This window comes from Gammaproteobacteria bacterium, assembly GCA_013817245.1.
In the GTDB taxonomy this organism is placed as follows: Bacteria; Pseudomonadota; Gammaproteobacteria; order HTCC5015; family HTCC5015; genus JACDDA01.
On record JACDDA010000002.1, the window covers coordinates 120,179 to 138,312 of the forward strand.

An 18,134-nucleotide genomic window follows, 5' to 3' on the forward strand; every position below is an offset into this window, starting at 1 on the left:
ATGTGCGGCATTATTGGTGCAATAGCAGAACGTGACGTTACGCGAATCTTAATTGAAGGTTTAAAACGCCTTGAATATCGTGGTTATGATTCTGCGGGATTAGTCGTGTTAGATGACAGTAATCAATTACAGCGCTTGCGCGCCACCGGTAAAGTATCAGTGTTAGCAGATTTGCTCGCCAACAATCCGGTGCGCGGTTCTATTGGCATTGCACATACACGTTGGGCAACCCATGGTGCACCGGCAGATCGTAACGCGCACCCCCATATGTCTGCTGGCCGAGTTGCGGTTGTGCATAACGGCATTATCGAAAATCATGAAGTCTTACGCGAACGCTTAATTAAAGACGGTTTTGTTTTTGAATCAGAAACTGACACCGAAGTGATTGTGCATTTAATTGAACAGCAGTTACGACAATCGGTAGATCTAGTAACAGCGATTAGAAAAACCATAGTTGAATTAAAAGGCGCTTATGCGATTGGCGTAGTTTCTAGTTTATTTCCTGAGCAATTAATTGCCGCCCGTAAAGGCAGCCCGCTCGGCATTGGATTAGGTATAGGCGAACATTTTATCGCGTCCGATGTAAATGCTTTATTGCCCGTCACCCGCCGTTTTATTCATCTAGAAGACGGCGACATTGCGATTTTGACGCGCAATGAAATTCAAATCCAAAACACGCAAGGTCAGCGCGTTGAGCGACGTATTAATGAATCGAGCTTAAATAGTGACGCGGTTTCCAAAGGTGAATATCGTCACTTCATGGAAAAAGAAATTCACGAACAAGCAGAAGCGATTAGTTCTACGCTCGAAGGTCGTTTAGGTGAAACGCGAATCGATCCGGCTATTTTTGGTTTAAAAGCCAATGAATTACTTAAAGACGTGCAGCATGTCCACATAGTTGCATGCGGTACTAGTTATCACGCGGGCATGGTGGCTAAATATTGGATAGAAAAATTAGCTGGTTTGCCTTGCCAAGTAGAAGTCGCATCTGAATATCGTTACCGCGATGTGGTGGTGCCGAAAAATACTTTATACGTAACGATCTCGCAATCGGGTGAAACTGCGGACACATTGGCAGCTTTGCGCTTCGCAAAAACCTTAGGTTATCGCGCGCAGTTAGGTTTGTGTAATGTGCCGGAATCTTCCTTAATGCGCGAAGCAGACCTTAATTTATTAACGCGCGCCGGCCCGGAAATTGGCGTGGCTTCTACTAAAGCCTTTACTACACAGTTAACCGCCTTATTATTATTGACCTGTGTGTTAGCGGATAAAAATCCCAAAATACATGAAATTATCGAACAGCTACGTGAGTTGCCAAGTTTAATTAATGCCACCTTAGCAGTTAATAAAACCATCGAAAAAGTCGCGGAACGTTTCGTACAGAAAAATAACGCACTATTTTTAGGTCGCGGCGTCATGTATCCGATTGCGTTAGAAGGCGCATTAAAATTAAAAGAAATTTCCTATATTCATGCCGAAGCTTATCCCGCAGGCGAATTAAAACATGGACCACTAGCTCTGGTTGATGAAGAAATGCCGATAGTCGCCATTGCGCCGGCCGGTGATTTGTTGGAAAAATTAAAATCAAACTTACAAGAAGTTCGCGCACGTGGCGGTCAGTTATTCGTGTTTGTTGATAGTGAAAGCGATTGGAAGGCAACCGAAGGTATTGAACTAACGGTTATACCGCATTGCGGTGAATGGATAGCGCCGATTATTTATACCTTACCGTTACAGTTATTGTCGTACCACGTTGCGGTATTGCGCGGCACCGATGTGGATCAACCGAGGAACTTAGCAAAGTCAGTAACAGTTGAATAATTTTTACAGTGATAGCATTATGTTTTGATTGCATCAATCAACATTTAGGCTTTTTATGGCAAAAGCAATTCCTGCCCCTCATGTTTCAGTATTTAATCTCCGTCCCGGCCGAAAAATTGGCCGCATCTATGAAGTAGTGAATAAATTAGGCGCTGGCTGGGAAGGAGAAGTTTACAGAATTCGAGAAATCAATACCGGCATTGAGCGCGCCGCCAAATTATTTTATCCGCAACGCAATATTCGTAATAAAGCCTCGCGTTTTTACGCACAAAAACTTCATAAATTACGTCAATGCTCGATGTTGATTCAGTATCACACGGAAGAAGTATTTGCTTTTAAAGGGTTGCAAATCACAGCTTTAATATCCGAATATGTAGAAGGCGATTTATTGCTAGATTTTGTGCGTGCTGCGCCTGCGGGTCGTTTGTCAGCTTATCGAGGTTTGCATTTATTATATGCCATTGTTAAAGGCATTGAAGAAGTTCATGCAATGCATGAATATCACGGTGATTTACATCCTAAAAACATTATTGTTAGTCGATTTGGTTTACGGTTTCATTTAAAGCTGCTGGATTTTTATCATTGGCATGGCTCTACTAAAAGTAATCGCCAAGATGACATGATTGATGTGATACGAATTTTTTACGAAGCGATTGGCGGCAAACGCTATTATGCAAAACAGCCCGACGCGGTAAAAAATATTTGTTGTGGTTTAAAGCGCAGTTTAATCTTAAAAAAATTCCGTGACATTGCGCAGTTGCGTGAGCACTTAGAAATGTTGGAATGGGATACTTATTAGTATTTTTGACAGAATTTAAAGTGACATAAAGTCTGAATATTGTGCGTCTAAGCGGATCCCGAAATATTGTTGTAATGCTTGAATATAATCTTCTCCGGGCGGCAAGATAATATTCTCTATGTTGCCGTCACGATAAATAGTCAAATTGAAATTGATTAACGTAATACGCCCCCAGCTTTGTGCTAACGCTAACCAACGACGTTTTCTAAAAGGTGAGTCAGGCCAAGTGGAAGTGAAATGATTAGCCATAATAAAATCAACCGGCAAAGTTGTCTCATCGGCAAAAGTATATAAGTCTAGCCACTGACCGTGCGATTCTTTTTGTAATACCGTATTAACGCCGTCTTGCTGAAAACGAAAGCAGTCACCAAATTGTTCAAAAATTTGATCGACTATTAGAGGAATAGGTTTGCGCAAACCCGGACCACCAAAACCGACATCTGTTAACCAGCGCTGTCCGTCGATAGTGACAAATAAAATTTGATGCGTACGTGGACCAGAAGCACCCCATGGATTGTTATAAAGCACTCTGGCGATATGTCGCTGTACGATAAAACCAAAACTTTCTAATGCCAGTGCTAATAATTCATTGAGTTCAAAACAATAACCGCCGCGTACTTGATAAATCAATTTATTAAATAAACTAAGCGGGTCAGTTTTAATTTCTCGGCTTAAATGAATATCTAAATTTTCAAAAGGCAATTTATAAAGTTGACGTGTGTGCAGCGCAAACAAACGCTCATGAATGTCATCGGGCAATTCATCGAGACCAATCCGCGCTAAATAATCGATTTGTGGAAAAGAGACGGTGTTCATATTCTATGGGTTACGCGTATTAAGCGTCATGCCTTTAAGCACGGTAAGTGCTTGATATAAAGCAAAATCACTTTCTACCAAATCGGCATTAGTTTTAAGATCATCTTTAGATTTTTTATCGTCGAGATTCTCTAAATGCCGACTTAGATCGCCTTCATGCACAGAACCTAAGGTTTCATTCACTACAGAAACATTCAGCTGTTTTAATTCAATATCCGGTTCAATGCCGTGAGCTTGTATGGAAACACCGGCTGGCGTGTAATAACGCGCGGTGGTTAATTTTACCGCAGTACCATTTCCTAAGGCTTCGATGGTTTGTACGGAGCCTTTGCCAAACGTGCGTTGACCCATAATGACTGCGCGTTTATGATCTTTGAGCGCGCCGGCAACAATTTCCGATGCGGATGCCGAGCCTTCGTTGACTAATAAAACAATAGGCGCGCCGTTGAGTAAGTCGCCAGCATGGGCTTGGTATTCTTCAATATTTTTATTAATGTTCCGACCTTTTAAACTAACAATCATGCCTTTGTCTAAAAAGAAATCGGAAATATCAATGGCTGCTTGCAGCACGCCGCCAGGATTGCTGCGCATATCTAATATTAAGCCTTTAATGGGCTGTTTATTTTCTTTAATTAATTGCGTTAAACCTTTTTCTAAATCTGCAGCGGTGTGCGATTGAAACTGCGCAACACGCACATAAGCAAAATCTTTTTCTATTAATTTAGTACGCACACTGCGTGATTTGATAATGGCGCGCTCTAAGGAAATTTTCTTAGGCTCGTCGCTGTTGGTGCGCAGAATAGTCAACGTCACGGTGGAGCCAGGTTTGCCGCGCAGTAATTCAATCGCTTCATTAAAATTTAAACCTTTAATAGGTTTATCATCGATGCGAATAATAATATCGCCGGGAAGAATGCCGGCGCGTTTTGCAGGGGTATCATCAATCGGTGAAATAACTTTAATAAATCCGTCTTCCATACTGATTTCAATGCCGAGTCCGCCAAATTCACCGGTGGTTTCACTTTGTAATTCTTCAAAGTCTGCTTTATTAAGATACGCGGAGTGCGGATCTAAACCTGCCAACATGCCGGCGATCGCATTTTCTAATAATGTTTTACTATCAACTTCGTCAACGTAATTATTTTTTACTAGACTCATGATATTGGCAAAGTCTTGTACTGATTCATAAAGGCCGCTGTTGTTCTTAGTGGAAGCGACTGCTGCTGTATCCGCTAATACCATTTGCATACTGCCGACCAAAATAGTTATTAGCGCTAAACCAGAAATGAGTCGTGAATGTTTCATGCGGTACCTTTGCGTTAACGTTTTGTTTGACGATTAAGCCATTTAATAGGATCAGTGGGAACGCCATTGTGTCGGATCTCGAAATATAAAGCAGTTTGGTTTTGGCCGCCACTGTCGCCCACAGTGCCAACCGTTTCATTAACGTTGACCCAATCGCCACTTTGTTTTAACAGTTCACGGTTTTGTGCGTACAAAGACATATAACCATTTTGATGATCTAAAATCAGTAACAAACCAAAACCGGATAACCAATCTGCAAATACCACACGACCAGGAGAAACAGCGCGTACCGTTTCACCGGCCGGCGCGGCAATGCGTAAACCGCGCCAGCGTAAATCACCAATGCCTTTTGCTTCGCCAAAACGATTTAACAATGTGCCTTTTACTGGCCAGCCGAGTTGACCTTTTTGTTTGGTAAAGTCGATTGGCTTGGTGTTAATGCTCGCTTTAGGCGGAATATCGGCAAACAATTTTTTTAATGAGCCCAGTAATTTTTGTAATTGCTGTTCATCTTGACGAAGTCGCGCGAGTTGATTTTTAGAAGTATTAATTTCTTTGCTTAAAGCGCTAACCGCCTGGTTACGAATGGCTAATTGTTTTTCCAGCGCGAGCTTTTCTTTCTGTTGAGAAGTTTTGATGATAGTTAAATCAGCCAAAGTATGTTTAATCGCTAACTCATTATTACGCAATGCGATTAAATTAGTTTCAGTGGTTTTAATCGCGCTTAAGCGCGCATTACTCAAATAATTGTAATACGTTAGTACGCGATTAACGGAAGCAGGATCTTGTAAATTAAGCAGTAGTTTTAATTGCTCATCATGTCCCGCCATATACGCCATGCGCAGCATATCGCCGAGTTGATTTTGATGTTGTTGGCGGACAGCTTCTAATTGCCCACGTTCTTTCCGTAATTGTTGTAGTTTTTGTTCCGCGCGCTGGGATTGTTTTTCAAGGCCGCGTAGATTTTTACGAATGTTACTTAACGATAACTCCGTCGCGCGTACTTGTTTTGCTGCGTTGGAGCGTTGTGTTTGTTGTTGTGATAAATTTTGACTGAGCTGCTGAATTTCTTGCCGCACTTGTTTGAGCTTGGCTTGATCCGGTTCATTGGCTGCGTAAAGGGTGCTGCTAAATAACAGCATCATCGCTAAAACGCCCCCGAATTTTTGCATGGGCAAACAAAATGGCCTGCTAATATAACGGCGGCCATAATAAAGGAGTGACGTGCGTAGCATACGGCCGCCATCATACCGATCTGCTGCCAGAACAACGAGGGGATAAATCGCCTAGTCGTAAATTAGTCGTGATAGGATTTGCCAAGCCGCAGGCGGTTTCCTACACTGCCGGCCTGTTCGGTGTTGTTACTTTGCTATGAGGTTGTATGGAACATTTTCCTGAATTTGTAATAAATCATCCCTTTTTGTTTGGCGGCGCTGCTTTAGCGTTAACGTTTACCTTGGTGGCTGAGTTTCGTGCACGTCGTGGACCTAAACCCTTAAGTACCGGCGAAGCAGTTTTGTTAATGAATCACCAAAATGCCGTGGTGCTTGATGTGCGAGAAGCAAATGAATACAGCGCAGGCCACATATTAAATGCTATCAATGTGCCTTTTTCAGCGCTTAAAGAACGTATGCCGCAACTCGACAAATATAAAGACAAGCCGATTATTGTCTGTTGCAAAGGTGGAACCCAAGGCCTTACTGCCGCCGCGCAATTAAAAGATGCGGGATTTACCCAAGCGCGCTATTTAAAAAATGGTGTCTTCGCTTGGACCACTGATAATTTGCCTTTAGAGAAATAAGTTACTACGAGGATTGGCATTGATGGCACGGGTTATTGTGTATTACACGCCGAGTTGTCCGTATTGCATGCGTGCACGGCAATTGTTCGACGCAAAAGGTGTAAATTACGAAGGCATCCGAGTGGATACAGATCCTGCGCTGCGCCGCGAAATGCAGCAAAAATCCGGGCGTTATACTGTTCCGCAGATTTTTATCAATCAACAAGCGATTGGTGGTTGTGATGAATTGTATGATTTAGAAGCACAAGGCGAGCTGGATAATATGTTGGCCGCTAACACCCCTAATTAAACAAATTAAACATTGATAATTTCAAGGAATTTTCATGAGCGAACCAGCCAGCAGCCCGCAGTTTTCTTTACAAAAAATTTATCTTAAAGATGTATCGTTTGAGTCACCGAATCCATTAGAAAGTTTTCGTCTAGCCAATCAGCCGCCAGATGTTAATTTGAATATGAATACAGAAGCCAAACAACTCAAAGATGATTTGCATGAAGTCGTGTTAAATCTCACGATAACGGTTAAAGCAAAAGGTAGTGATACCGTATTATATTTAGCAGAAATAAAACAAGCGGGTTTATTTAGTTTGAGTAATTTTTCAGATCAAGAACGCGCCTATATGAGCAACGTGCAATGCTCCAATATTTTATTTCCCTTTGCGCGCGAAGAAATTGCAAGCTTAGTAGCGAAAGGTGGTTTTCCGCAGTTACTATTAGCGCCGCTAAATTTTGAAGCGCTCTACAATCAACACATGCGCAAAATGGCGGAAGCCGAGCGCAACAACCCCTCTACTGCAAAACATTAATTCATGAGCAACGCCTCACCGAACATTCTTGTATTAGGCGCGGGGTCGTGGGGCACGGCTCTTGCCAAGTTGTTAACAGAGAATAACGTTGAAACTTATTTGTGGACGCGCGATGCTGCGCAAGCAGCAGATATGCGCACGCAGCGACGCAATCTAAAATATTTACCTGAGATTGTTTTGCCTGATGCTTTGCACATTAGTGATGATTTAAATTCCGTTATTCAAACAAGCGATATCATTTTGTTTGCGTTACCGTGCGCGGCATTTCGTGATGTATTAACCCAACATGCACAAATCATAAAAAATAAAAAAGGTTTAGTGTGGGCCTGCAAAGGCTTAGAACAAAATAGTTTAAAACGTTTAGATGAAGTTGCGCGTGAAATATTAGGTGAGCAGATTCCGCTCGCGACTATTTCAGGGCCTAATTTTGCAGGCGAAGTAGCGCGGCGTGTGCCTACTGCAACAACAGTGGCGGCGTCCAGTTACGTATTCGCAGAACAAATAGTCAGTTATTTACATAACGATTGGTTTCGCGCTTACAGCACCGATGATTTAATTGGTGTGCAAATGGGCGGCGCTTTAAAAAATGCGTTGGCGATTGCAGTCGGTATTGCCGATGGTTTAGGTTTAGGCGCGAATACGCGCGCGGCTTTAATTACACGCGGCTTAGCTGAAATTGTGCGTTTGGGCGTGGCCATGGGTGGCCGCACGGAAACATTTTTAGGCTTAGCCGGCATGGGTGATTTAGTTTTAACCTGCACCGATGACCAATCACGCAATCGTCGTTTTGGTAAATTATTAGCGCAAGGTTATACCGTTGAGAAAGCTATACATGAAATTGGCCAAGCGGTGGAAGGATACAAAACTGCGCAGAGCGCGCATCTATTAGCAAAGCAATTACAGATTGATGCGCCGATTATAGAACAGACTTACCAAGTGTTATTTGAAAACAAACCCGCACAAAATGCTGTGCGAGCGTTGCTGACACGAGATCCAAAACCAGAACACCACCGGTAGTTAATTTTTATAAACTTTTGCACATAACTATTCTTAGCGCTGCTATTAAGCTGGAATGATCTCCTCTAACAAATTTTTTAAAAGGCTATTACTGCCCCGGCATTCACAGCGCTTTCTTCTAAATAAAGATGTTCTGATTTTTTTTCGTACTGAAAAAACAGTTGACTGTTGTTATTAAAAGCCAGCACAAGTGAAAATTCAGAATGATAAAAATCTCTATCGGGCGCATCTGTAGTCAAAGTAAAAGGCGCCTCATCTGGTAATAATATTAAATGCGCATCAATAGTTTGCGAGTCGTTTTTATTTTCTTGGACTTTTGAAAAACGCACAGAAGGGATGAGCGATACATTATCGAAGCCTATGATGTAACCAAGCTTAACCCCCGCGCTAGTAAGATCGGAATCATATTTTTGGTGACCATAACTTAGTTCTAGATCAGTGTCGCCATTTTCAGAGTAAGGATCAATATCTGTTTCAGATATGTCTTTAGCGATAAATACGCCTAGAATAAATTGAGCAATAGTTTTATCCCAATTGATAGAAAGACCTGCAATATCTTCTTCGCTGGTTGATGAGCTAGTGATTTCACCTTCTATATTGCTGCCAAAAGTAGCGTACTTTGTGGAATCGATAGAAGAACTTACACGGCCTTTATAAATATCAAAAGACAATTCGTTGATGGGTGTCCAGGTCGCATAGATAGTTTTGGAATCATTATCGCTTTTAGAAGAACCGATAATTTCAGTAAACTTTATGTCGTTTTCGGAATTACCTAGGGCGAAACCGATAATGAAACTGCTCGTAGGGCTGTAATCAAGTCCTAATATTAACGCGCTATCTTTTGCTCCATAAGCATTTTCAAATTCAGTTTCGGCGCGATCAGCTTCGCCATTGCTAGCAGCCAATAGGAGACCCCAGCTGCCGGTGGCGTCTTTTTCTCGTTGCTCTAAGTGTTTTTCGACTTCTTCTTTTTGATTGCCGCCAATAGAAGAGCTCAAACCTGCGGCACTGCTTGGATTGGTTGCGCTACTAAAACTAGCTGAACCATCATAGATGGAGCCGGGAAATGCTTTGTCACAAAATACAAATAATTCAGGATCAGTAATCGGTTCGGCTGAATACACGCAAATCTTTGCCATGTAATCTTCGAATTTTTCATTGGTGCGAGTGGCGCTCGCAGGGGACGTGATAATGCTGCCTGTGATTAAGCTCCCAATAAAAATTACCAGCCTATTGTTATTCATGACGCTATCCTTAGGTAATGAGTGTGATGGATGCCGCAAAGTCTATCATTAAGAACCCTTGACAGGAATGAGGCCATCTCTGATTATGCTTGCCAAGTAACGGGGCTATCTAGTAAAACTTTTTGATATTGGTTGTAGGCGCATATAGCGGATATAGCCAATGGGCTCTCGGAATAAATTTGAACTTATAATCACGGAGTGACGTATGACCATTCGACAAACTATTTTTGTTACTTTTATCAGTCTTTTTGCCATCAGTTTACCTGGATGCAATAAATTCGCAGATGAGCCCTCAAAAGGCAATTCGAATGTCGTTTCGTCTTTAATTGAAACGCATTTTGTAGCTGTTGAGGGCAATGCAGATGCCTTCACTGTAGAAATTAAAAATGTAAGTGGACGTTCTTTTGCGGGCCCCGTGGTATTAGAAGTCCAAAATCAAAAAGCACAGCTATCAAGCTATCTTTTATATAACAAAGATTTACTGATTAGCCCGGGCGCTAGTATTTCCTCATCTATTGTTATTAATACAAAAAAAGAAGCTATAGATCACTCACAAATGGATGTCGCATGGCGTTGTTTGTCATCTACGCGTTTAGATTGTCCTTTCTCGTTGGCAGCAGGCATTAAGGCAAAGTTTCAATATCGGATTAAAGGCCATATTCCTCCTTATGTGGTCGCGCCGCGTTCTTATCCCTATGCGGTAACAGGAAATAAATCGATCGAAGTGCTTTTTAAAGTGCAGATACTAGATTCACTGAATGCCAGTGAGTCAATAGAACTAATGGAAACGTCCGCTATTACTCGCGTTGCCGCAACTAAAGTAGAGTGCGGCGCTAATCAATCTTGTCGCGTTTTTGACGTTGCTAACAAAACACCTGTTAAAACCTATGAATTAAATGATCTTGGTAAAGATGGCGATCTTAAGAAAGGAGATGGGTTTTATGCGGGCAATATCAGAATAGATGCGTCTAAATTAAATGATAATCAATGTCTGGTTTATCGTAGTAAAACTTCTTATAAAAAAGAAACAATAGTTTCTTTGCCATACCTGCTTTGTAAAACGCCTTTTCCGTTAGAGATGGCAAAAACTAATTCGACAATTAGTAATTTAGTCACTACCAAAGACGGCGTTAAAATCATTGCTGACGAAGTTTTGGTAAGAATGAAAGGAAATAGCGCTGTTCAAGATGTATCTACATTAACGCAAGCTGTGAATGCTCGGGTCGTTGGCAGCATTTTACCATTAGATTTGTATCAATTTCGTTTCTCTTCCGCAATGACATTAGAAAAGTTACAAGCACTAGTTGCGCAATTGAAAGCGGATCCGACAGTTGATGGTGCGTATTTAAATACGGTTGGCGAATTAAGTTCCATACCCAATGACACGGATTTTAGTTTGCAGCACGGATTAACGCGTGTGAAAGCAAATGACGTATGGGATATTTCTGCAACGGGCACTGGTCAAACAGTTATTGCTTTGGATACAGGTATAAATCGAGTTCATCCTGATTTTATTAATGCTGATACAACATGCCAATTAATTGGTGGATGCGCATCAGGTAATAATGATACTGCTAATCATGGTACTGCAATTGCTGGAATAATAGCGGCGGCGACTGATAACGCGTTAGGTGTTGCGGGTATTGCACCGAAATCACAAATTCAATCTATCGTGATGACTACAGACGCTGCAGTAGATATGACAGAAATGGTGCAAGGTTTTCAAAATGCAGCGAGTACGGGTGTTGGTGATATTGTAAATGCTAGCTTTGGACAGACACTGGCGCCAGCAGGTTCTGATTTCCCCGGCATCAATGATCAATTTGATCTTTGTCGAGCGATTAATAATTTAGTTGTTGATGGTATGGGCAATCCAATTGGTTTAGTGGTGCATGCTGCAGGAAATAGTAATAGTACCGGCAACCATTATCCAGGCCGCTGCAATGACAGCACACAAACCGCACACGCTGAATTAACCCGCAAAGATCTATTGATCGTAGTCGGCAATAGTGTGTCTTGTACTACAGGCTGCACTAATGATATTCGCTATGACAATGCAACAGAAGGTAGCAATTTTGGAAACTGGTTAGATGTGTTTGCGCCTGGTACCAACATGCGAGTTCTCAATAATGCTGGTGGTTATAGTGATCGTACTGGTACGTCATTGTCGAGTCCAATGGTGGCGGGTGCGGCAGCGGTGTTGCGTTCGTGCGGTGTGCCGCTTGATCAAATAGAATCTACATTAGTTAGCAGTGCGCCAGTGAGTGTTGCATTTACGGGCGGCAGCAAAGGCCGTATTGATGTTCATGCTGCATTACAATCGCGCAATATTGCGCCGACAGATGTGAGTTTGTCAGCAACAAGCATTGCGGAAAATACGAATACAACAGCGGGCACGGTTATCGGTACTTTGGTTGCGGTGGATGTTAATACCTGCGACAAGCATACGTTTAGTATTAATGGCGGTGCTGATGCATCATTTTTCTCGATTTCGGGTGCTGCGAATAATCAACTAACGTTAACAAACGGCATTTTAAATTTTGAAACCAAACCTAGTTATGCGGTTACGGTTAGAGTGACTGATTTTTTTGGTCAAACATTTGATAGATCACTGGTCATTAATGTGATTAATCAAAATGAAACTCCTGTTATCAGCAATCAAACGTTTACTATTAATGAGAATGCAGCGAACGGCAGCAGTGTCGGCACAGTAACAGCGGCTGATCCTGATGGCGATAGTTTAAATTTTTCGATTACTGCTGGTAACACAGGCAGTGCGTTTGCAATTAATTCTGCTACCGGTCAGGTGACGGTTAATAACAGTGCTGCTGTTGATTTTGAAACCACACCTACTTTTGCGCTGACCGTGCAAGTTGCGGATGCTGCGTTGAATGCAAGTGCGACAATCACGGTTAATCTAAATGATGTAGCCGAAGGCATTCCTAATCCTATTATCGCGTTTGTAAATCCGGTGCCGTTTGAAACGTACACGGATGCATTTGGTGGTTTGTATGATCGTTATCGTTTTGAAGTGACGAATCGCAGCGCGTACCCGAGCAATTTCTTTGATGCCGCGCCTGCATTGCCCGCTTGTGGGTTAAATACGAATGCTGCGCGTACTTGGGTGCATATTTACAGAGCGGCAGACAACAGTTACATCTACGGTTTCTGCGCATTGGGTACGCCGAACAATCTGGGTCAACTATGGTTTGCAGTACCGGCAGGTACAACGCCGCCCGCTGCGTTTTATATAAAACTCATTGATCGTCAAACGTCGATTGAATACACGTCGAATACATTAACGATACCTTAAAGTGATGCAACAACAAGGATGATAGCGATGATGCGTAAAAAAAGTTTATGGATGTTGCTTGCGTGTTTAGTGATGACACCGATGGCGTATGCCGCGGAGTCAGCCGGCACGATTGAAAATATTTCTGGCAAAGCATGGGCGCAGCTCGGCAATGATAAATATCAGCGTATTTACAAAGGCGCTGCAATATATGATGGCACGCGTGTCTTAACAGATAAAAAAGCTGAATTAACGATTCGTTTTGCTGACCAATCAGAATTTTCATTGGGTAATAATACGTCAATCGTGATTGAGAAATTTAATTATACGGCGAATGCCGACAATAATAATTTTGTGACAAGAATTACTAATGGCACGTTTCGATTTGTATCAGGTTTAATTGCGCATAAAAAATCAACGGCTATGACGGTGAAGATGGGTACAGTTGCAACGATTGGTGTACGCGGAACAGATGTCACAGGTGAAGTGACAGAGCGTGTTGAAAAAGACGGTAAAGTGGTTGAAGAATCCGCGCGCGTGGTGTTAATGGAGCCGGCAGAAGAAAATAAAAAAACCGCCATCGAAGTGTCTAATCAATTTGGTAGTGTTGTGATTGATGAACCTGGTTATGGCACAGAAATTCCCGATGAACATAGTGCGCCAACTGCGGTAAGAAAAATGCAAATTCGCACCATCAATAACGTAATGCGTGCGGTGCGATCTGCTACACCCCGAGCGCAGCCTCGAATGCGCTAATTGCCATATCAAAAACAAGTTTTCTACAAACATTGCCAAGCCGGCATCCCATCGACATAATTTGCTCGCGTTGATAAACACGTGCTTTATAAAGCACGTGTATTGATCAGACGTTTTGCGGGTGTAGTTCAATGGTAGAACTTTAGCTTCCCAAGCTGATAGCGTGGGTTCGATTCCCATCACCCGCTCCATATGTGGTAGAGAGGGTCGTGTATGTTGCAGAAAATCATTTTAACTTTCGTGTTGGCAATGGCTGTGGTCACTTTAGCCAGTTGTGAAACGACACGTGGGTTTGGCAAAGATTTAAAAATATTAGGCGAGAAAATTGAAGGCAGTCCTGCTTAATGCACCTCTTTCTGATTACTCCTTAGCTATAGCAGTATGAAACAAGCACTTATCATTGGCGCCGGCGCGGTTGGTTTGCTGACGGCCTATTGTTTAAGGCAATACGGTTGGCAAGTGACGGTGCTCGATCAACATACCACTGGCAGCGAAGCTTCGTGGGCCGGCGGGGGTATTCTTTCGCCTTTATATCCATGGCGGCAATCTGCCGAGATTAACCAGTTGGCGCATTATTCGGCGGGGCTCTATGCCGAATGGGAAAAGAGCTGGCGAACCGATGGATATGGGGATATTGAATATTTAAGATCGGGCATGTTGGTGTTAGATGCTGCGAATGAGCAGGCATTAGTTGAGAACTGGGCAGTGCAGTATCAGCAAGCAATTACTTGGCATAGCCACCCTGAGACACAGTGGCCAGGTGTGGCATTAATGAATCAGCCTGCATTGTATTTACCGCAGGTAAGCCAAATTCGCCCGCCGCGTTTATTAAAAACCTTGGTTAATGTTTTGCGTGCGCAGGGAGTGGATATTCAAGAGCATCAAACCGTTCGCCGCTTGAAAACTAGCGCGCACGGTTGCGAAGTTATGATGGCCGATGGCACGCAAAAAACGGCGGATGTGGTGATCGTGGCTGCCGGTGCATGGACAGGATCGTTGTTAGCCACTATCGGCATTGAAATACCCATTAAACCGGTTTATGGCGAAATGTTGTGCCTACAAAGCCCCGTAAAAGTACCCTGCATGATGATGCGGGACGGTTTTTACCTGATTCCACGCCAAGACGGCAGCGTGTTAGTCGGCAGCACGTTGGAAGATCGAGGTTTTGATAAAACTCTTAGCGATGATGGCGAACAACAATTGCGCCGCGCCGCGCAAAATATCTTGCCCGCATTAAAGCAAGCTGTAACCGAACACCATTGGGCAGGACTTCGGCCGAGTTCCCCTAGCGGCATACCCTGGATAGGCGCAGTAGCCGGCGTGTCAGGTCTCTATATAAATAGTGGGCATTTCCGTAATGGTCTAGTGATGGCTGCAGGCAGCGCGTCTTTATTGGCGGATCAACTTGAAGGCAAGCAGCCAGCTTTATCTTTGGATCATTATCATTGGTAAAGATTATTGGGGCATACATGGGCAAGAACTAAAAGCTTGCCTATAATGCCCACCCTCCACGCCGGAGTAGCTCAGTCGGTAGAGCAACTGATTCGTAATCAGTAGGTCGGGTGTTCGATTCACCTCTCCGGCACCATTTTTGTAATGCCACCCATCGGCTTATTTGCAGAGTTGTATTTGAAGCCATTTTTTTCGGCTTTTCTGCTAAAAATGACGACATGTCGACAATTCGTCACTTATCTGACAAACCTTTCCGTTCGTACTTTGGTTTGCTGCTGGTAGTGATCCCCCCTTGCTATAGTCGCGTTCCACTAAAAGAACAGCTGAATGCGGGTAACCCAAAGCTCGGACAAACAACACGTTCCGTCCTATGTCGCTAGCGCAATGACAGAGCAATGCTAAAACTATGAATATGAAACGAGAATCTGGATTTACTATTATTGAACTCATGATCGCTATCGCAGTTGGTGGCGTGTTATTAGCTTTAGCCGTACCAAGTTTTATGACGATGATACAAAACAATCGCATGACAAGTTCGCTTAATGGTTTTGTTGGCGCTATCCATGTCGCTCGCTCCGAATCTATTCGTCGCGGCAGTAATATCGTAATTTGCAAAAGCTCAAGTGGCACCGCGTGTACAGCAGGGTCGCAGTGGGAAGCTGGTTGGCTGGTGTTTGCAGATACGAATGCTAATAGTTCATTTGATGTAGGCGAAGATATTATTTTAATTGGCGAAGCATTAGATCAAACACTCACCTTGCGCGAAGCGCCTACTCTCACTCAAGTTATATATTCTGGTCGTGGATTTGCGGTGGGCTTAGCGCCAACAACGTTTACGATATGTGATGCTCGAGGATCTAATGATGCTAAAGGTTTGGTGTTGTCTAGTGTGGGTCGTTTAAGCCGCACAGAAGATACCAATGGCGATACACAAGAAGATGTCGGCGGAGTTAATTTAGTATGTCCATAAAACGCCAAAAACAAGAATATGGTTTTACCTTAATAGAAGCGTTAATTACCTTATTGGTATTTTCGGTTGGTCTATTGGGTATTGCCGCTTTGCAATTAAGTGCTATGCGCGGCGCCGCAAATGCTTATGACAATACCCGAGCAGTTGCTTTGTCGTATGACATTATTGATCGGATGCGCGCAAACCCAGATGCATTGCTCAGCGGCGAATATGACGATGTTGATACTACCGCTGCTCCTACTGCACCGGACTGTACTGCCGGTTGCGCAGCGAACGAATTAGCTAAATTAAATATTAGTGAGTGGGCTGCTGCAGTCGCACAATTACCATCGGGTCAAGGCCAAATTAAAGGTGATAATGGAAGTTTTGTTGTAACGGTGCTGTGGGATGACGCGCACACGGGTGCAACAGGTACTGATTGCAATCCTACATCGTCTAGTTCTTTGACCTGCTTCCGGCTCGAGGTGGATATATGATGAAGCAGTTTAAACACCAATCCGGTTTTTCACTTATCGAAATGATGGTGGGATTAGTTTTAAGTTTATTTTTAATTGGCGGCGTTATTCAGGTTTATATTGCTAATAAAGATAAATATCGTTTTGTAGAAGCTGCTGCACGCGTACAGGAAAATTTACGATTTGCTGTAGAAACTATCACCCGAGATGCTCGGCAAGCGCGCTTTTATGGCTGCATCAATAATCCAGGGAAAGTCGAAATCCATTTAGATCCAGCAGGAGCCGGTTATAACCCTGTTATACATGCTTTTCAGCATGGTGTAATTGGCGAAGATGCTACAGGATTAAATGGCGCCGATGGCATTACGCTCCAAGGAGCATTTCAACATCGCTTACCTTTACTCTCGGTAGTGAGCCCCGGTGTTTTAATGACATCGCCTGATCATGGCATTATGGCCGGTAGTTTTTTTGCGATATCTAATTGTAATGCTTTTGCAAAAAAATCAAGAGAAATTTTTCAAGCAACCGCGGGTGATCAAGCTTCCGGACAAATCGATTTTGGTATTGGCGCAGGTATGCCTGGCAATAAAACTAATACTCCCATAGCTAATGCTTATAACAACAAAGGTGACGCTTCTGTTTATCCGCTCTCCACAATTACTTATAGCATTGCGCTTTCTACACAAACGAATGAACCATCTTTGTTTCGTCAAGCGGATGAATTAGCCGCCGGTATTGAAAACATGCAAATTCTATATGGCATTTATAGAGACACTGGCGTTTATGAATATAAAACAGCCACAGAACTTCTAGCGGCGAGTGCTTTGGCGAATCCAGCCGAAGAATTTAATAATGTAGTCAGTATAAAGCTTTCGATTTTGGCCGTTTCTCAAATGCAAAATGTACTAGAGGAACCTCAGAAGTATGAATTTAATGGCGCGCAATTAACCGCGCCTGACAGACGCTTGCGCCACGTGATTGAGACGGTTATAGCCGTTAGAAATCGGTTATCGACAAATTGATAAGACAACAGACAGATGAGACTCATGAAAAAAATACCTATTAAAAATCATTCTTCCGAAGGCGGTGCTGCGCTCGTCATCGGATTGATTATTTTATTGGTAATGACGATGCTTAGTTTGTCTTCTATGACAACAAGCCGTATGGAATACAAAATGGCGGGTAATAATCGTGATGTATATGTGTCGTTTCAAATGTCTGAAGCTGCACTAATAGCCGCCGAGAAATCTTTAAAGGCAACACCTACTATTGATTTATTAGGCCGGTTAGGCGTTGTGACGGGTTATAGCGACACGTCCAATACACCGCAAGCTGATTTATATTTAGATCAAAATGCAGCATGGTGGCAAACCGTTGGAGTTGAATATGTTCCTCCGACAACAGCGTCCAATGGTGTAGAAACAGCCAGTAATCCACGCTATTACTACGAATACATTCGAGAAGTAAAAGGCTCGAATGCTATGGGAGATCTCCATGTTATCGATATGTATAGAGTCACAGTATATGCCGAAGGCCAGACCACTAACTCTGCAACTATTCTGCAGAGCGTTTATGGCACCATGTAAAAATGAAAGAGGACATT

General features: G+C 43.0%; 18 protein-coding genes and 2 tRNA genes. 16 read left to right on the plus strand and 4 right to left on the minus strand.

The genetic code is table 11. The features are described from left to right. Complete coding sequence (glmS, locus tag H0W44_03380; GenBank protein ID MBA3581478.1) at positions 1-1,821, plus strand: glutamine--fructose-6-phosphate transaminase (isomerizing); 1,821 nt, start codon at positions 1-3, stop codon at positions 1,819-1,821. 55 nt (positions 1,822-1,876) lie between these two features. Then, the gene (locus H0W44_03385; GenBank protein MBA3581479.1) at positions 1,877-2,620 is read left to right on the plus strand and encodes a protein kinase; all 744 of its coding nucleotides are present in this window, start codon (positions 1,877-1,879) and stop codon (positions 2,618-2,620) included. Positions 2,621-2,635: 15 nt separating this feature from the next. Here H0W44_03385 and H0W44_03390 read toward each other — a convergent pair whose 3' ends face one another. The 3 genes from H0W44_03390 to H0W44_03400 are packed head-to-tail and all read right to left on the minus strand — an operon-like array spanning position 2,636 to position 5,913. Next, a complete protein-coding gene (locus H0W44_03390) occupies positions 2,636-3,436 on the minus strand; it encodes an arylamine N-acetyltransferase (protein ID MBA3581480.1) in 801 nt (266 codons plus the stop codon). Positions 3,437-3,439: 3 nt separating this feature from the next. After that, positions 3,440-4,741 (minus strand): S41 family peptidase, encoded by a 1,302-nt coding sequence (locus tag H0W44_03395; protein ID MBA3581481.1) that lies wholly within the window; start codon positions 4,739-4,741, stop codon positions 3,440-3,442. 14 nt (positions 4,742-4,755) lie between these two features. After that, positions 4,756-5,913, minus strand: coding sequence for a peptidoglycan DD-metalloendopeptidase family protein (locus H0W44_03400; GenBank protein MBA3581482.1), 1,158 nt, complete (start codon positions 5,911-5,913; stop codon positions 4,756-4,758). A 209-nt stretch (positions 5,914-6,122) separates the two neighbouring features. On the opposite strand from H0W44_03400, the gene H0W44_03405 reads away from it, so the two are divergent. Genes H0W44_03405 through H0W44_03420 form a run of 4 tightly spaced genes read left to right on the plus strand, consistent with a single transcriptional unit; the run spans position 6,123 to position 8,362 of the window. After that, positions 6,123-6,542, plus strand: coding sequence for a rhodanese-like domain-containing protein (locus H0W44_03405; protein ID MBA3581483.1), 420 nt, complete (start codon positions 6,123-6,125; stop codon positions 6,540-6,542). A gap of 22 nt (positions 6,543-6,564) precedes the next feature. Further along, positions 6,565-6,831: a glutaredoxin 3 gene (gene grxC, locus H0W44_03410; GenBank protein ID MBA3581484.1), complete on the plus strand. Its 267-nt coding sequence runs from the start codon at positions 6,565-6,567 to the stop codon at positions 6,829-6,831. A gap of 34 nt (positions 6,832-6,865) precedes the next feature. Beyond that, positions 6,866-7,345, plus strand: coding sequence for a protein-export chaperone SecB (secB, locus tag H0W44_03415; protein MBA3581485.1), 480 nt, complete (start codon positions 6,866-6,868; stop codon positions 7,343-7,345). A 3-nt stretch (positions 7,346-7,348) separates the two neighbouring features. Further along, positions 7,349-8,362 (plus strand): NAD(P)-dependent glycerol-3-phosphate dehydrogenase, encoded by a 1,014-nt coding sequence (locus H0W44_03420; GenBank protein ID MBA3581486.1) that lies wholly within the window; start codon positions 7,349-7,351, stop codon positions 8,360-8,362. Between the two features lie 77 nt (positions 8,363-8,439). On the opposite strand, the gene H0W44_03425 is transcribed toward H0W44_03420, so the two are convergent. Further along, on the minus strand, positions 8,440-9,606 hold the full coding sequence (locus H0W44_03425) for an autotransporter outer membrane beta-barrel domain-containing protein (GenBank protein ID MBA3581487.1): 1,167 nt from the start codon (positions 9,604-9,606) through the stop codon (positions 8,440-8,442). Positions 9,607-9,811: 205 nt separating this feature from the next. On the opposite strand from H0W44_03425, the gene H0W44_03430 reads away from it, so the two are divergent. The 10 genes from H0W44_03430 to H0W44_03475 all read left to right on the plus strand — a co-directional run bounded on the left by H0W44_03430 (position 9,812) and on the right by H0W44_03475 (position 18,117). Next, complete coding sequence (locus H0W44_03430; protein ID MBA3581488.1) at positions 9,812-12,919, plus strand: cadherin domain-containing protein; 3,108 nt, start codon at positions 9,812-9,814, stop codon at positions 12,917-12,919. 27 nt (positions 12,920-12,946) lie between these two features. Continuing rightward, positions 12,947-13,654 carry a FecR domain-containing protein gene (locus H0W44_03435; GenBank protein MBA3581489.1) on the plus strand — a complete coding sequence of 236 codons (708 nt, stop codon included), beginning with the start codon at positions 12,947-12,949 and terminating at the stop codon, positions 13,652-13,654. A 117-nt stretch (positions 13,655-13,771) separates the two neighbouring features. Further along, a tRNA-Gly gene (locus H0W44_03440) sits at positions 13,772-13,845 on the plus strand. Positions 13,846-13,870: 25 nt separating this feature from the next. Continuing rightward, positions 13,871-13,999, plus strand: a complete 129-nt coding sequence (locus H0W44_03445; protein ID MBA3581490.1) for an entericidin — start codon at positions 13,871-13,873, stop codon at positions 13,997-13,999. Between the two features lie 36 nt (positions 14,000-14,035). Beyond that, positions 14,036-15,106, plus strand: a complete 1,071-nt coding sequence (gene thiO / locus H0W44_03450; protein ID MBA3581491.1) for a glycine oxidase ThiO — start codon at positions 14,036-14,038, stop codon at positions 15,104-15,106. 60 nt (positions 15,107-15,166) lie between these two features. Next, positions 15,167-15,242, plus strand: a tRNA-Thr gene (locus tag H0W44_03455). Between the two features lie 270 nt (positions 15,243-15,512). Beyond that, positions 15,513-16,076 carry a GspH/FimT family pseudopilin gene (locus H0W44_03460; GenBank protein MBA3581492.1) on the plus strand — a complete coding sequence of 188 codons (564 nt, stop codon included), beginning with the start codon at positions 15,513-15,515 and terminating at the stop codon, positions 16,074-16,076. Then, positions 16,067-16,552: a type IV pilus modification protein PilV gene (gene pilV, locus H0W44_03465; protein MBA3581493.1), complete on the plus strand. Its 486-nt coding sequence runs from the start codon at positions 16,067-16,069 to the stop codon at positions 16,550-16,552. Before H0W44_03460 ends, pilV begins: the two co-directional genes overlap by 10 nt. Next, on the plus strand, positions 16,549-17,553 hold the full coding sequence (locus H0W44_03470) for a PilW family protein (GenBank protein MBA3581494.1): 1,005 nt from the start codon (positions 16,549-16,551) through the stop codon (positions 17,551-17,553). Before pilV ends, H0W44_03470 begins: the two co-directional genes overlap by 4 nt. 24 nt (positions 17,554-17,577) lie before the next feature. Further along, positions 17,578-18,117: a hypothetical protein gene (locus tag H0W44_03475; GenBank protein MBA3581495.1), complete on the plus strand. Its 540-nt coding sequence runs from the start codon at positions 17,578-17,580 to the stop codon at positions 18,115-18,117. Positions 18,118-18,134 lie beyond the last annotated feature (17 nt).